The organism is Leclercia sp. EC_58 (assembly GCF_019584355.1).
Classification (GTDB): domain Bacteria; phylum Pseudomonadota; class Gammaproteobacteria; order Enterobacterales; family Enterobacteriaceae; genus Enterobacter.
The window spans coordinates 4,459,844-4,473,103 of record NZ_VDAM01000001.1 but is presented as its reverse complement, the minus strand read 5'-3'; the positions used below and the strand labels follow the sequence as shown (position 1 = coordinate 4,473,103).

The window sequence follows — 13,260 nt, the reverse complement described above, 5'->3', positions numbered from 1 at the left end:
AACGCGGGAGATTTTTCATGCATAACCAGGCTCCTATTCCACGTAGAAAATCGAAACGTATTTACGTCGGGAATGTGCCAATCGGTGATGGTGCGCCCATCGCCGTTCAGTCGATGACCAACACCCGCACCACGGATGTGGAAGCGACGGTCAATCAGATCAAAGCGTTAGAACGCGTAGGCGCGGACATTGTTCGCGTTTCCGTGCCAACGATGGATGCGGCAGAAGCATTCAAACTCATCAAGCAGCAGGTCTCTGTTCCGCTGGTTGCCGATATTCACTTCGATTACCGCATCGCGCTGAAAGTGGCAGAATACGGTGTCGATTGTCTGCGTATCAACCCCGGCAATATCGGCAGCGAAGAGCGTATTCGTGCGGTGGTGGACTGCGCCCGCGATAAAAACATCCCCATCCGTATCGGCGTGAACGCCGGTTCTCTGGAAAAAGATCTGCAGGAAAAGTATGGCGAACCGACGCCGCAGGCGCTGCTGGAATCGGCCATGCGTCATGTGGATCATCTCGATCGCCTGAACTTCGATCAGTTCAAAGTCAGCGTGAAAGCCTCTGACGTTTTCCTTGCCGTTGAATCCTATCGTCTGCTGGCGAAGCAGATCGATCAGCCGCTGCACCTGGGGATCACCGAAGCCGGTGGCGCGCGCAGTGGGGCGGTGAAGTCAGCCATTGGCCTCGGTCTGCTGCTGAACGAAGGCATTGGCGATACCCTGCGCGTCTCGCTGGCCGCCGATCCGGTCGAAGAGATCAAAGTCGGTTTCGATATTCTGAAATCCCTGCGTATCCGTTCCCGTGGCATCAACTTTATCGCCTGCCCGACTTGTTCGCGTCAGGAGTTCGATGTCATCGGTACCGTGAATGCCCTTGAGCAGCGTCTGGAAGATATCATCACCCCAATGGACGTCTCGATTATTGGCTGTGTGGTAAACGGTCCGGGTGAAGCGCTGGTGTCAACGCTTGGCGTAACGGGCGGCAACAAGAAAAGTGGTCTCTATGAAGATGGCGTTCGCAAAGATCGTCTGGATAATAGCGACATGATCGATCAGCTTGAAGCCCGAATTCGCGCCAAAGCGACCATGCTTGATGAAGCGCAGCGCATCAGCGTGCACCAGGTCGAAAAATAACGTGATGGGAAGCGGTATGCTTCCTGTGTATGATTGAACCCTTCGGTTATGAACCCCAGGGTTCATTTTTGTCTATAGAAAGAGAACAAACGTGGCAAAGAATATTCAAGCCATTCGCGGCATGAACGATTATCTGCCTGCCGAGACCGCCATCTGGCAGCGCATTGAAGGCACCCTGAAGCAGGTGCTCGGCAGCTACGGTTACAGCGAAATCCGTTTGCCGATTGTAGAGCAGACCCCGTTATTCAAACGCGCTATCGGCGAAGTGACCGATGTGGTTGAAAAAGAGATGTACACCTTTGAGGATCGTAACGGCGACAGCCTGACTTTACGTCCGGAAGGCACGGCGGGCTGTGTTCGCGCCGGCATCGAGCATGGTCTCCTGTACAATCAGGAGCAACGCCTGTGGTATATCGGCCCAATGTTCCGCCACGAACGTCCGCAGAAGGGCCGCTACCGCCAGTTTAACCAGCTGGGTGTCGAAGCCTTTGGCCTGCAGGGGCCGGATATCGACGCTGAGCTGATCATGCTTACCGCGCGCTGGTGGCGTGCGCTGGGCATCGCTGAACACGTTACGCTGGAGCTGAACTCTATCGGTTCTCTTGAAGCGCGCGCCAACTACCGCGATGCGCTGGTGGCGTTCCTGGAACTGCACAAAGAGAAGCTGGACGAAGACTGCAAGCGTCGTATGTACAGCAACCCGCTGCGCGTGCTGGACTCCAAGAACCCGGACGTACAGGCGCTGCTGAACGATGCGCCTGCGCTGGGTGATTACCTGGATGACGACTCCCGCGAACACTTTGCTGGTCTGTGCAAACTGCTGGAAGCTGCCGGTATTACCTACACGGTTAACCAGCGCCTGGTACGCGGTCTGGACTACTATAACCGCACCGTCTTTGAGTGGGTCACCACTAGCCTGGGTTCCCAGGGGACTGTCTGTGCCGGCGGTCGTTATGACGGTCTGGTTGAGCAGTTAGGCGGTCGCCCAGCACCTGCCGTTGGCTTCGCCATGGGCCTTGAGCGACTTGTTTTGTTAGTTCAGGCAGTTAATCCGGAATTTAAAGCTGATCCTGTTGTCGATATATACCTGGTAGCCTCAGGCGCGGAAACGCAGCCTGCGGCAATGCAGCTTGCCGAACGCGTGCGCGATGCGCTCCCGGAGGCTAAGCTGATGACCAACCACGGCGGCGGCAACTTTAAAAAACAGTTCGCCCGTGCCGATAAGTGGGGCGCGCGTATCGCACTGGTACTTGGCGAGTCAGAAGTGGCTAACGGCGAAGTGGTAGTGAAAGATCTGCGCTCTGGTGAGCAAACAACGGTAACGCAGGACGGCGTTGCGGCGCACTTGCGCACTCTACTGGGCTAAGGAGAAGGACTGCGTGGAAATTTACGAGAACGAAAACGACCAGGTTGATGCACTTAAACGCTTCTTTGCTGAAAACGGCAAAGCCCTGGCTGTTGGGGTTATTTTAGGTATAGGCGCGCTGGTGGGCTGGCGTTACTGGAACAATCATCAGGTCGACTCTGCCCGTGGTTCTTCCTTACAGTATGAAAATACCGTGAGCGCAATCCGCGCCGATCAGCCACAAACGCTGGCAGCGGCAGAGAAATTTGCCGCAGACAACAAAAACACCTACGGTGCGCTGGCTTCCCTGGAAGTGGCTCAGCAGTTTGTTGATAAAAATGAACTGGACAAAGCGGCAGCCCAGCTGCAGCAGGGTCTGGCATCAGCAAGCGACGATAATCTGAAAGCGGTTATCAACCTGCGTCTCGCCCGTATTCAGGTTCAGCAGAAGAAAACTGACGACGCGCTGAAAACGCTGGACAGCGTTAAAGGTGAAGGTTACGCCGCCATTGTTGCCGACCTGCGTGGCGAAGCATTGCTGAGCAAAGGTGACAAACAGGGCGCGCGCAGCGCGTGGGAAGCGGGTGTGAAAAGCAACGCCTCGCCAGCGCTGAGCGAAATGATGCAGATGAAAATAAATAATTTGTCCGTCTGAGAGGGACCCGATGCAATTGCGTAAATTACTTCTGCCAGGACTGCTTTCCGTTACGTTATTGAGCGGCTGTTCACTGTTCAGCGGTGAAGAAGATGTCGTGACCATGTCGCCACTGCCGACGGTTGAAAACCAGTTTGAACCTTCTACCGCCTGGAGCACCTCCGTGGGCGACGGGATTGGTGATTTCTACTCTAACCTGCATCCGGCTTCTGCGGACGGCATTGTCTATGCGGCTGACCGCAAAGGCACGGTAAAAGCCCTGAATGCCGACGACGGCAAAGAAGTGTGGTCGGTCAACCTCGCAGAAAAAAGCGGCTGGCTGTCACGCACGCCTGCGCTGCTCTCCGGTGGTGTAACGATTGCCGGTGGCCATGTTTATATCGGCAGCGAGAAGGCACAGGTCTATGCTCTTAACGCCAGCGATGGTTCCATTGCCTGGCAGACGCGCGTGGCGGGCGAAACGCTCTCTCGTCCGGTCGTCAGCGACGGCATGGTGCTGGTGCATACCGCAAACGGTCAGCTGCAGGCGCTGAATGAAACTGACGGCGCGGTAAAATGGACCGTGAACCTGGATATGCCTGCGCTCTCCCTGCGCGGCGAATCGGCTCCGGCTACCGCGTTTGGCGCCGCCATTGTCGGCGGTGATAACGGTCGCGTTAGCGCCGTGCTGATGCAGCAAGGTCAGCTGATCTGGCAGCAGCGTATCTCTCAGGCTACCGGTCCGACCGAAATTGACCGTCTGAGCGATGTCGATACCACGCCGGTTATCGTGAATGGCGTTGTGTATGCGCTGGCCTATAACGGCAACCTGACCGCGATGGATCTGCGTAGTGGTCAGATCATGTGGAAACGTGAGCTGGGCTCGGTGAACGATTTCATCGTTGACGGCAACCGCATCTATCTGGTCGATCAGAACGATCGCGTGCTGGCCCTGAGCACCGAAGGCGGCGTGACGCTGTGGACGCAAAGCGATCTGCTGCACCGTCTGCTGACCGCGCCAGCACTCTATAACGGCAGCCTGGTGGTGGGTGATAGCGAAGGCTATATGCACTGGATTGACCCAAGCAACGGTCGTTTTGTCGCGCAGGCGAAGGTCGACAGTTCCGGCTTCCTGACCGAGCCAGTATCGGTTGACGGTAAACTGCTGATCCAGGCAAAAGACGGCACGCTGTACGCGATCACGCGTTAATCACCGCGGTTGTAGTATACTCAACGGCTCCTGTTGCTTCAGGGGCCGTTTTGATTTTTTAAAAAACGCCGCAAATGCGACGTGATATCGAATTTTATGAGGCTTTAAACATGGTACCTGTGGTCGCGCTTGTCGGGCGCCCGAACGTTGGAAAATCCACTCTTTTTAACCGTTTAACACGCACCCGTGATGCGCTGGTTGCGGATTTCCCGGGGCTCACGCGTGACCGTAAGTACGGTCGTGCAGAAGTGGAAGGTCGTGAGTTTATCTGTATCGATACCGGTGGTATCGACGGTACAGAGGACGGCGTGGAAACCCGCATGGCGGAGCAATCCCTGCTGGCGATCGAAGAGGCCGACATCGTGCTGTTTATGGTCGATGCGCGCGCGGGCCTGATGCCTGCCGACTCGGCTATCGCCAAGCACCTGCGCTCGCGTGAAAAAGCAACTTTCCTGGTGGCGAACAAAACCGACGGTATCGATCCCGACCAGGCGATGGCCGATTTCTGGTCATTAGGCCTGGGCGATATCTACCCGATCGCCGCCTCTCACGGTCGTGGCGTGACCAGTCTGCTGGAAACCGCGCTGCTGCCGTTCGTTGACGAGATCAACCCGCCGGAAGAGGTCGACGAAGACGCCGAATACTGGGCGCAGTTCGAAGAAGGCGAAGAGGGCGAAGAAGAAGAGCCTGAAGACGACTTCAACCCGCAGGATCTGCCGATCAAGCTCGCCATTGTGGGCCGTCCAAACGTCGGTAAGTCAACGCTTACTAACCGTATTCTCGGTGAAGATCGCGTGGTGGTGTACGACATGCCGGGCACGACCCGTGACAGCATCTACATCCCGATGCAGCGCGACGAGCGTGAATATGTGCTGATCGACACCGCGGGCGTGCGTAAGCGCGGCAAAATCACCGATGTAGTGGAAAAATTCTCGGTAATCAAAACCCTGCAGGCGATTGAAGATGCCAACGTGGTGATGCTGGTTATCGATGCCCGTGAAGGTATCTCCGATCAGGATCTCTCCCTGCTCGGCTTTATCCTCAATAGTGGGCGCTCACTGGTTATCGTCGTCAACAAGTGGGATGGCCTGAGCAATGAAGTGCGTGAGCAGGTGAAAGAGACCCTCGACTTCCGTCTGGGCTTTATCGACTTTGCTCGTGTGCATTTCATCTCTGCCCTGCACGGTAGCGGCGTCGGCAACCTGTTTGAATCCGTACGCGAAGCCTACGACAGCTCCACCCGCCGTGTCGGTACCGCGATGCTGACCCGCATCATGACCATGGCGGCAGAAGACCACCAGCCACCGCTGGTGCGTGGTCGTCGCGTGAAGCTGAAGTATGCGCACGCTGGTGGTTATAACCCACCGATCGTGGTTATCCACGGTAACCAAGTGAAGGATCTGCCGGACTCCTACAAACGTTACCTGATGAACTACTTCCGCAAATCGCTGGACGTAATGGGTACGCCAATCCGTATCCAGTTCAAGGAAGGGGATAACCCGTTTGCTAACAAACGCAACACCCTGACGCCGAACCAGATGCGTAAACGTAAGCGCTTGATTAAACACATCAAGAAAAGCAAATAATCCTTGCTGCTCTGCCAAAAAACCCGCGCCTGTCGCGGGTTTTTTTATGCCTGACAGGGACGAATAAATATTGATGTGATGTCAATCACTATTCATGTTTATCCAACATAAAATCTAAGAAATAAGACGATTGTCGAACTTTCATCTTTTGAGGGTGGGGTGGGGGCTGGACAAAAGTTGCTTCAGGTTATCAAATGGTTAAATAACATTTCGCCGGATGTAAAAAAGCCACCCGAATGCTGATGGGGCGGCTGACTTCCGGTGCTAACAAGTACGACGACACATCATCTCGGGAGAATTATGCAATCCTCTGTTAATAAAAACGAAAGCCGAACTTTCTTCGGCCATCCTTATCCGCTCGGCGCGCTGTTCTTCACGGAGATGTGGGAGCGCTTCTCGTTTTACGGTATTCGTCCGCTGCTAATTCTGTTTATGGCGGCCACCGTCTATGACGGCGGCATGGGGCTGGCGCGTGAGAATGCCTCCGCTATCGTCGGTATCTTCGCCGGAACCATGTACCTGGCCGCGCTGCCGGGCGGCTGGCTGGCGGATAACTGGCTCGGCCAGCAGAGAGCGGTCTGGTACGGCTCGATCCTGATTGCGCTCGGCCACCTGTCGATTGCGCTGTCGGCGGTGATGGGTAACAACCTGTTCTTTATCGGCCTGATGTTTATTGTCCTTGGCTCTGGCCTGTTCAAAACCTGTATCTCGGTAATGGTCGGCACCCTGTATAAGAAAGGCGATGCGCGTCGTGACGGCGGCTTCTCGCTGTTCTATATGGGCATCAACATGGGGTCGTTTATCGCGCCGCTGATCTCCGGCTGGTTGATTAAATCCCACGGCTGGCACTGGGGCTTTGGTATCGGCGGCATCGGGATGCTGGTGGCGCTGGTCATCTTCCGCCTCTTTGCCGTGCCGTCGATGAAGCGCTACGACAGCGAAGTGGGGCTGGACTCCACCTGGAACAGCCCGGTAGCGAAGAAAAAGGGTGTCGGCGGCTGGTTGCTGGCGCTGGCGGCGGGTATTGCAATTATTGTCACCCTGATTGCCCAGGGCGTGATTGTCATTAACCCGGTCGCCGTGGCCAGCGTACTGGTGTATGTGATTGCCGCCTCCGTGGCGCTCTACTTCATCTGGCTGTTTGCCTTTGCCGGCCTGAACCGGAAAGAGCGCGCCAGACTGCTGGTCTGCTTCATCCTGCTGGTCTCTGCAGCCTTCTTCTGGTCAGCGTTCGAGCAAAAACCGACCTCGTTCAACCTGTTTGCGAATGACTACACCAACCGCATGATCGGCGATTTTGAAATCCCGGCGGTGTGGTTCCAGTCGATTAACGCCCTGTTTATTATTCTGCTGGCGCCGGTCTTTAGCTGGGCCTGGCCTAAACTGGCGCAAAACAACATTCGCCCGAGCAGCATCACCAAGTTCGTGATCGGGATTCTGTGCGCGGCAGGGGGCTTTGGCCTGATGATGCTGGCGGCGCAGAATGTCCTCAGTAACGGTGGGGCGGGGGTATCGCCGTTCTGGCTGGTGGGCAGTATCCTGATGCTGACCCTCGGGGAACTGTGCCTGAGCCCGATTGGTCTGGCGACCATGACCCTGCTGGCCCCGGAAAGAATGCGCGGTCAGATGATGGGGCTGTGGTTCTGTGCCAGTGCGCTGGGCAACCTGGCGGCAGGTCTCATTGGCGGTCATGTTAAAGCCGACCAGCTGGATATGCTGCCGGACCTCTTCGCGCGCTGCTCCATCGCCCTGCTGATTTGTGCCGCCGTTCTGACGGTGCTCATTGTTCCGGTGCGTCGTATGCTGGAAAATACGCAGACGAAAAACGAGCCGAAGCCGGTAACCAACGCCTGATATCAGCCTGAGCTGGCCGGGGCGTGCGTTACGCTCCGGCCTTGCAATGACAGAGGTGATACATGCAGATTGGGTTTGTTGGACTTGGCGCGGTGGTTGAAACCGCCTACTTACCCGCACTTCAGAGCACCTTTGGGTCTTCCCTTCGCTGCCTGGGATTCGATATCCAGCCAGCAAAAAACCTTGATGGCGTCACCCGTACTCCTTCGCTCGCCGACCTTCTTGCCCGCCACCTCGATACGCTGTTTATCACTACCGCATCGTTGCAGCACCTTGAGGTGCTTGAGCAGGCGCTGGCGTCTTCTGTCCCGCGTATTGTGGTCGAAAAACCGATCGTCGCGACGCTTGCCCAGATCGCCAGGCTGAAAACGTTGCTGGCAAGGCCAGAGGTGGCCTCCCGGGTACTGGCGCTCGATCACTGGATGGCGCGCATTAATCTGGTGCAGCTGGGGTTGGTGAAGAACTTTTCGGATATCCTCAGCATCGAGGGCTTTTTACAGGAGCCGAGCGGGTTTAACGCGGCGGGAGAACCCATTGCGCTTAACTTTGCCACCGGGGAACCGGATACCCGAACGCTGCGCCATCCTGATGGGGTGATCCTGGATATCGGCACGCACGTGCTGGCGATGATACGGGAAACGGTGCGTTACCTTGGCGGAGAGGGCGATATAGCCTTACAGGTTGTGACGGCCAGAGACCGCCTGGGGTGCGATATCGCTAAAGGCGACCTGACCACCGCAGAAGGCGAGGCGCATCTGCAGGGAACGATGGGCGGCGTGCCGGTGGATATCTGGCTCAACAAGTATGCCGGGCCGAGCGGCGGGCAGAAAGGGCTGCGGCTCTATCTGCGGGACGGACGCATCCTCAGCCACGACCGGCGCGGAGCGGAAGATGTGCTGGAGCTGATGGATAAGGGGCAGGTTGTTCAGTCCTGGCGTTTTGGCGGCACGATTTACGCCCACTGTCTGGCGGAGCATATCCTGGGGGAGCAGAGCCTGTTTGAACGTGCCCCGCAGGAGGTGAGCCGCACAACGCAACGTCGGCTGGAGGAAGTAACATGCCTGCTGACATTACAGCAACAGCTGCGTGGCCCCCACTGAGCGCATCGTGTTAAAATCAACACCGTACTGAATATCCTTCCAAGGAGTCATCATGTTGATTACCTGCCCGGATTGCCATGCGGAGATTGAACCGCAAAACGGCGTAGCGCATTGCGAGAATTGCCACAAGGATATCGCTCTGGAAGCGCGCTGTCCTGAGTGCCATAAGCCGCTTGAGGTGTTAAAAGCCTGCGGTGCGGTGGACTATTTCTGTCAGAACGGCCACGGTCTGATCTCGAAAAAGCGCGTTGAGTTCGTCCTGCCCGGCGCTTAATCGCAGACGCAGTCTTCGCCCTTACGCCACAAATCCACCAGCGAGGGCGGGGCTTCCTGTTCCGGCACCAGCAGGATCACGTCGGTATACTGCGCCTGGTTGTGCCGGGTCCAGATGATCTGGATGCGAAAATAGCGCTGATCGCCGCGCCCCGGTGATGACGCCTGGCCGGGCGGCTGGCCGAGGTTCAGCGCCTGGTCGAGGATCGCTACCACCCGCTGGCGCTGCTGCTCGTTCAGTTCCGAGAGGGCAATACGCCGCAGGCCGCTCAGCTTAGGAATAAAAGCGACGCCGCCTTCGCGGGCCAGCTCAACCACGGCGTCGTCCGTCAGTTCCGGGATCTGCATTTACAGTACTCCTGTGCTCTTCCAGGCCTGTTCAATGGCTGCCGCCACGTCGCCGCCAGCGCGTTTCTCTCCATGATAGATGGTCAGCCGTGCAAAGGCGGCAAAATCCGCGTCCTGCGCCAGGTTGCGATCGCACACCGTATCGTACCAGGCGTAGCCAGCCTTTTCCCAGGCATAGCCCCCGATGGCGGTGGCCGCCAGGTAAAAGGCGCGGTTAGGGATGCCGGAGTTAAGGTGCACGCCGCCGTTATCCTCACGGGTTTTAATGAAATCATCCATATGCCCCGGCTGCGGATCTTTGCCCAGCAACGGATCGTCGTAGGCGCTGCCCGGCTCGGACATGGAACGCAGAGCCTTGCCGTTAACGCCCTCTGCCAGCAGGCCTTCGCCAATCAGCCAGTCGGCCTTATCGGCGGTTTGCTTAAGGTGATATTGCTTCACCAGCGCACCAAACACGTCTGATAACGACTCGTTCAGCGCCCCGGACTGTTCAAAGTAGATAAGCCCGGCTTCGGTCTCGGTGACGCCGTGGCTCAGCTCGTGGGCGACCACGTCGATGGCGATGGTAAAGCGGTTAAAAATCTCGCCGTCCCCGTCGCCAAACACCATCTGCTGCCCGTTCCAGAAGGCGTTCTGATACTCCCGGCCATAATGCACGGTACCGGTGAGGATTAGCCCTTTGTTATCGAGGGAGTCACGCTGATAGTTCTTCCAGAAAAAATCATGGGTGATGCCCAGATAATCGTAGGCTTCGTCCACCGCCACGTCGCCGTTAGAGCGCTGCCCCTCATAGCGCACCTGAGTGCCCGGCAGCTCCTGGGTCTGCCTGGCGTCGTAAATGTCCCGCTCCAGCTGCCCGGGTCTGTTCACGTGCGGCGCGACGGGTTTGCCCGGCATGTGGGCCATCAGCGTCTGGACATGGGTCAGGGTCTGGCGAGCGCAGCGCTGCTGCGGCTCAGAGCCGCTCTCAATAATACGGCGAAGGATATAGGGCGGGATCACGCTATAGATTCGGGTCATGCGTCTCTCCTGTTATGGCAATGCCGAAAAAAGCAACAGCTTAAGTGTATGCCATCGCAGCAAAACGGCAGGCAAGTCGGACAAATCGCGGGGCGAAAAAGTGGCGCACCCGGCGCACAGGGTTTAGGTTTTAACGACCCAACGCGAGGAACGGCATGAAGAAAAACCTGGCTCTGGCCATCACAGGATTTACCTTGATCGCTATTACCTATGGGATGGCGCGCTTTTCATGGGGCATCATGCTGCCGGATATCCGGCAGGCTATCCCTTTCTCGCCGCAGGCCGCGGGCCTGATTGCCGCCTGCAGCTACGGGGCCTATTGTCTGTCGGTTTTTTTCGCCTCGTCTCTGACTGAGCGCTTCGGGCCGCGCTTGCCGGCCGTTCTGGCGGCCTTAACGGCGGCGGCCGGGCTGCTGATTCTGGCGTTCGCCCCTTCGCCGCCGATGCTGGCCGCGGGACTGTTCATTGCTGGCCTCAGTTCGGGGTTGGCGTCTCCCGCCCTGGCAGGGGCCGTAAGCCTCGGGGTTAACCCCGAGCGGCAAACTCAGGTGAACACCATTATCAATGCCGGGACCAGCGGCGGCATCATTCTGTCGGTGCCAGTGCTGTTTTTTGTGCCGGGAGGCTGGCGGATTGCCTGCGCGATCTTTGCCCTTATGGCGTTAGTCTCTCTTATTCCCGTCTGGCGCTATCTGCCCCGCGCGGGAAGGGCGGGCGAAATGACTCCGGGCTGGCGCAGCCTGATGCATAAACCGGGGATGATTCGGCTCTCCGCTATTGCGCTGGTCAGCGGCATCGCCAGCGCCGCCTGGTGGAGCTTCGGTCCTGAGCTTTTGCAGCGCCATACCGGGCTGGATGACGCCGCCACCAACATCCTGTGGCTGGTGAGCGGCGGGGCAGGGGTGGCCGCCGTGTTTACCGGCAGCCTGGCGAAACGCATCGGCATGCGCGGGGTTTATCGCGGATCGCAGATCTTTATGGCGGGATCGCTGATTGCCCTGGCCTTCAGCAAGGGCTTTGCCTGGTGGCTGGTGCCGGTGGTGGCGATGAGCGGGGCGGGGTATGTGATTTTATCGGGCGTGCTGCTGGTGCAGGGGGCGCGGGTCGCGGAGCCTTCGCCTGCTGCCGGGGTCAGCGTTGCCTTCCTGATGCTGGCGGTCGGGCAGATTATCGGCTCGGTGCTCTTTGGCCAGCTGTATGGATTTGTCGGCGCGGCGTGGGCGCTGCTGGCCTTCTCCGCGCTATCGCTGGCGATGCTGATGGTGAGGCCCGCCCCCCGGAATTAATCGCGTCATCCCTTTTTGCGGGCGCGGGTTTTCCTGGCTGGCGTCACACCTTTCACTTCGCTTTCCACCCAGCCGTCTGACAGGCGGGTAGTAAGCACATCACCCGCTTTAACCTGTTTCGTCTGCTTCAGCACTTTGCCGTCGGTTGCCGTGGTCACGCTGTAGCCGCGCGCCAGGGTTGAAAGCGGGCTGACGGCTTCCAGGTGGGTGACCGCGTTACCAAAACGCTCGCGGGTGCTGCTCAGGCGGGCACGCAGATTCTCCGCAAGGCGATATTCCAGCTGCTGAATGCGGGTTTGTGCGCGATAAATACGCGGCTGCGGGTTGTGCTGATTCAGGCGCTGGGTAACGCGCTGCTGGCGCTGCACCGCCCGTTTAAGCTGGCTATCCACCGCCACGTTCATCCGCTGGCGCAGACGTTCCAGCACGGTTTGCTGACGCGCCAGGCGCAGCTGCGGGTGTTGTTGCTGCAGACGATGATGAAGCTGGGTAAAGCGGCGGGTGCGGTTGGCGAGGAAATAGTCCATCGCCATCTCCAGCCGTTGCTGGCCGTTTTGCAGCTGGCGCAGCAGCTCGAGCTGGTTACGGCTCACCATCTCTGCCGCAGCGGACGGTGTGGGGGCCCGCAGGTCAGCAACAAAATCGGTGATAGTGACGTCAGTTTCGTGCCCGACGGCGCTGACTACCGGGATCCGGCTGGCAAAAATCGCCCGCGCCACCCGCTCGTCGTTAAAGCTCCAGAGATCTTCCAGAGAGCCGCCTCCGCGCCCGACAATCAGCACATCACACTCCTGACGGGCGTTAGCAAGCTCAATGGCGCGGACAATCTGCCCCGGCGCATCATCGCCCTGTACCGCGGTCGGATAGATAACGACCGGCAGGGAAGGGTCGCGGCGTTTCAGGACGTGCAGAATGTCATGCAGCGCGGCGCCGGTTTTCGAGGTGATCACCCCCACGCAGTGGGCGGGAGAGGGGAGCGGTTGTTTGTACTGCTGATCGAACAGGCCCTCAGCGGAAAGCGTGGCTTTCAGCTGCTCATATTTTTGCTGAAGAAGCCCTTCACCCGCAGGCTGCATGCTCTCGACAATAATCTGATAATCACCGCGCGGCTCGTACAACGTGATACTGGCGCGAACCAGCACCTGCTGCCCGTGCTGCGGACGGAAGGTCACCCGGCGGTTGCTGTTGCGGAACATCGCGCAGCGCACCTGGGCGGTGTTGTCCTTCAGGGTGAAGTACCAGTGACCGGACGCCGGCTGGGTGAAATTGGAGATCTCTCCGCTGATCCACACCTGGCCTATTTCCTGCTCAAGCAGCAAGCGGACCGTCTGATTCAGGCGGCTGACAGTATAAATTGAGGGGGATTGGGAGGATAACATGTGAGCGGGATCAAATTCTAAATCAGCAGGTTATTCAGTCGATAGTAACCTGATAAGAGGCAATCGCAAGCATTATTTATAAAAAAGTG

General features: G+C 57.9%; 12 protein-coding genes. 9 read left to right on the top strand and 3 right to left on the bottom strand.

Features of this window, described 5'->3' with window-relative positions; genetic code table 11:
* The first annotated feature begins 17 nt into the window (after positions 1-17).
* The 8 genes from ispG (at position 18) to FHC51_RS21680 (ending at position 9,139) form a co-directional block, all read left to right on the top strand.
* A complete protein-coding gene (ispG, locus tag FHC51_RS21715) occupies positions 18-1,136 on the top strand; it encodes a flavodoxin-dependent (E)-4-hydroxy-3-methylbut-2-enyl-diphosphate synthase (protein WP_103824628.1) in 1,119 nt (372 codons plus the stop codon).
* A 91-nt stretch (positions 1,137-1,227) separates the two neighbouring features.
* Positions 1,228-2,502 carry a histidine--tRNA ligase gene (hisS, locus tag FHC51_RS21710; protein WP_103824629.1) on the top strand — a complete coding sequence of 425 codons (1,275 nt, stop codon included), beginning with the start codon at positions 1,228-1,230 and terminating at the stop codon, positions 2,500-2,502.
* A gap of 13 nt (positions 2,503-2,515) precedes the next feature.
* Positions 2,516-3,136 carry a YfgM family protein gene (locus FHC51_RS21705; RefSeq protein WP_114314238.1) on the top strand — a complete coding sequence of 207 codons (621 nt, stop codon included), beginning with the start codon at positions 2,516-2,518 and terminating at the stop codon, positions 3,134-3,136.
* Positions 3,137-3,146: 10 nt separating this feature from the next.
* Positions 3,147-4,325, top strand: a complete 1,179-nt coding sequence (bamB, locus tag FHC51_RS21700) for an outer membrane protein assembly factor BamB (protein WP_220436580.1) — start codon at positions 3,147-3,149, stop codon at positions 4,323-4,325.
* Between the two features lie 110 nt (positions 4,326-4,435).
* The gene (gene der, locus FHC51_RS21695; protein WP_103824707.1) at positions 4,436-5,911 is read left to right on the top strand and encodes a ribosome biogenesis GTPase Der; all 1,476 of its coding nucleotides are present in this window, start codon (positions 4,436-4,438) and stop codon (positions 5,909-5,911) included.
* 300 nt (positions 5,912-6,211) lie between these two features.
* Positions 6,212-7,765, top strand: coding sequence for a peptide MFS transporter (locus tag FHC51_RS21690; RefSeq protein WP_220436579.1), 1,554 nt, complete (start codon positions 6,212-6,214; stop codon positions 7,763-7,765).
* Positions 7,766-7,827: 62 nt separating this feature from the next.
* Positions 7,828-8,865, top strand: a complete 1,038-nt coding sequence (locus tag FHC51_RS21685; RefSeq protein ID WP_220436578.1) for a Gfo/Idh/MocA family oxidoreductase — start codon at positions 7,828-7,830, stop codon at positions 8,863-8,865.
* 52 nt (positions 8,866-8,917) lie between these two features.
* Positions 8,918-9,139, top strand: coding sequence for a zinc ribbon domain-containing protein (locus tag FHC51_RS21680; RefSeq protein ID WP_220436577.1), 222 nt, complete (start codon positions 8,918-8,920; stop codon positions 9,137-9,139).
* On the opposite strand, the gene FHC51_RS21675 is transcribed toward FHC51_RS21680, so the two are convergent.
* Both FHC51_RS21675 and FHC51_RS21670 read right to left on the bottom strand, forming a co-directional pair.
* Positions 9,136-9,486, bottom strand: coding sequence for a protealysin inhibitor emfourin (locus FHC51_RS21675; RefSeq protein WP_103824635.1), 351 nt, complete (start codon positions 9,484-9,486; stop codon positions 9,136-9,138). The genes FHC51_RS21680 and FHC51_RS21675 overlap by 4 nt on opposite strands.
* Positions 9,487-10,506: a M4 family metallopeptidase gene (locus FHC51_RS21670; protein WP_156655026.1), complete on the bottom strand. Its 1,020-nt coding sequence runs from the start codon at positions 10,504-10,506 to the stop codon at positions 9,487-9,489.
* Between the two features lie 155 nt (positions 10,507-10,661).
* Here FHC51_RS21670 and FHC51_RS21665 point away from each other — a divergent pair, with 155 nt between their 5' ends.
* A complete protein-coding gene (locus FHC51_RS21665; protein ID WP_220436576.1) occupies positions 10,662-11,792 on the top strand; it encodes an MFS transporter in 1,131 nt (376 codons plus the stop codon).
* 5 nt (positions 11,793-11,797) lie between these two features.
* Here the strand turns inward: FHC51_RS21665 and xseA are convergent, their stop codons facing one another.
* Complete coding sequence (gene xseA, locus FHC51_RS21660) at positions 11,798-13,171, bottom strand: exodeoxyribonuclease VII large subunit (protein WP_220436575.1); 1,374 nt, start codon at positions 13,169-13,171, stop codon at positions 11,798-11,800.
* Positions 13,172-13,260 lie beyond the last annotated feature (89 nt).

What these genes read in the sequence shown, in the direction of transcription:
- xseA (WP_220436575.1), bottom strand. Translation starts at nt 13,171, where the DNA reads ATGTTATCCTCCCAATCCCCCTCAATTTATACTGTCAGCCGCCTGAAT.
- FHC51_RS21675 (WP_103824635.1), bottom strand. Translation starts at nt 9,486, where the DNA reads ATGCAGATCCCGGAACTGACGGACGACGCCGTGGTTGAGCTGGCCCGC.
- FHC51_RS21670 (WP_156655026.1), bottom strand. Translation starts at nt 10,506, where the DNA reads ATGACCCGAATCTATAGCGTGATCCCGCCCTATATCCTTCGCCGTATT.
- FHC51_RS21665 (WP_220436576.1), top strand. Translation starts at nt 10,662, where the DNA reads ATGAAGAAAAACCTGGCTCTGGCCATCACAGGATTTACCTTGATCGCT.
- FHC51_RS21690 (WP_220436579.1), top strand. Translation starts at nt 6,212, where the DNA reads ATGCAATCCTCTGTTAATAAAAACGAAAGCCGAACTTTCTTCGGCCAT.
- bamB (WP_220436580.1), top strand. Translation starts at nt 3,147, where the DNA reads ATGCAATTGCGTAAATTACTTCTGCCAGGACTGCTTTCCGTTACGTTA.
- ispG (WP_103824628.1), top strand. Translation starts at nt 18, where the DNA reads ATGCATAACCAGGCTCCTATTCCACGTAGAAAATCGAAACGTATTTAC.
- FHC51_RS21680 (WP_220436577.1), top strand. Translation starts at nt 8,918, where the DNA reads ATGTTGATTACCTGCCCGGATTGCCATGCGGAGATTGAACCGCAAAAC.
- der (WP_103824707.1), top strand. Translation starts at nt 4,436, where the DNA reads ATGGTACCTGTGGTCGCGCTTGTCGGGCGCCCGAACGTTGGAAAATCC.
- FHC51_RS21685 (WP_220436578.1), top strand. Translation starts at nt 7,828, where the DNA reads ATGCAGATTGGGTTTGTTGGACTTGGCGCGGTGGTTGAAACCGCCTAC.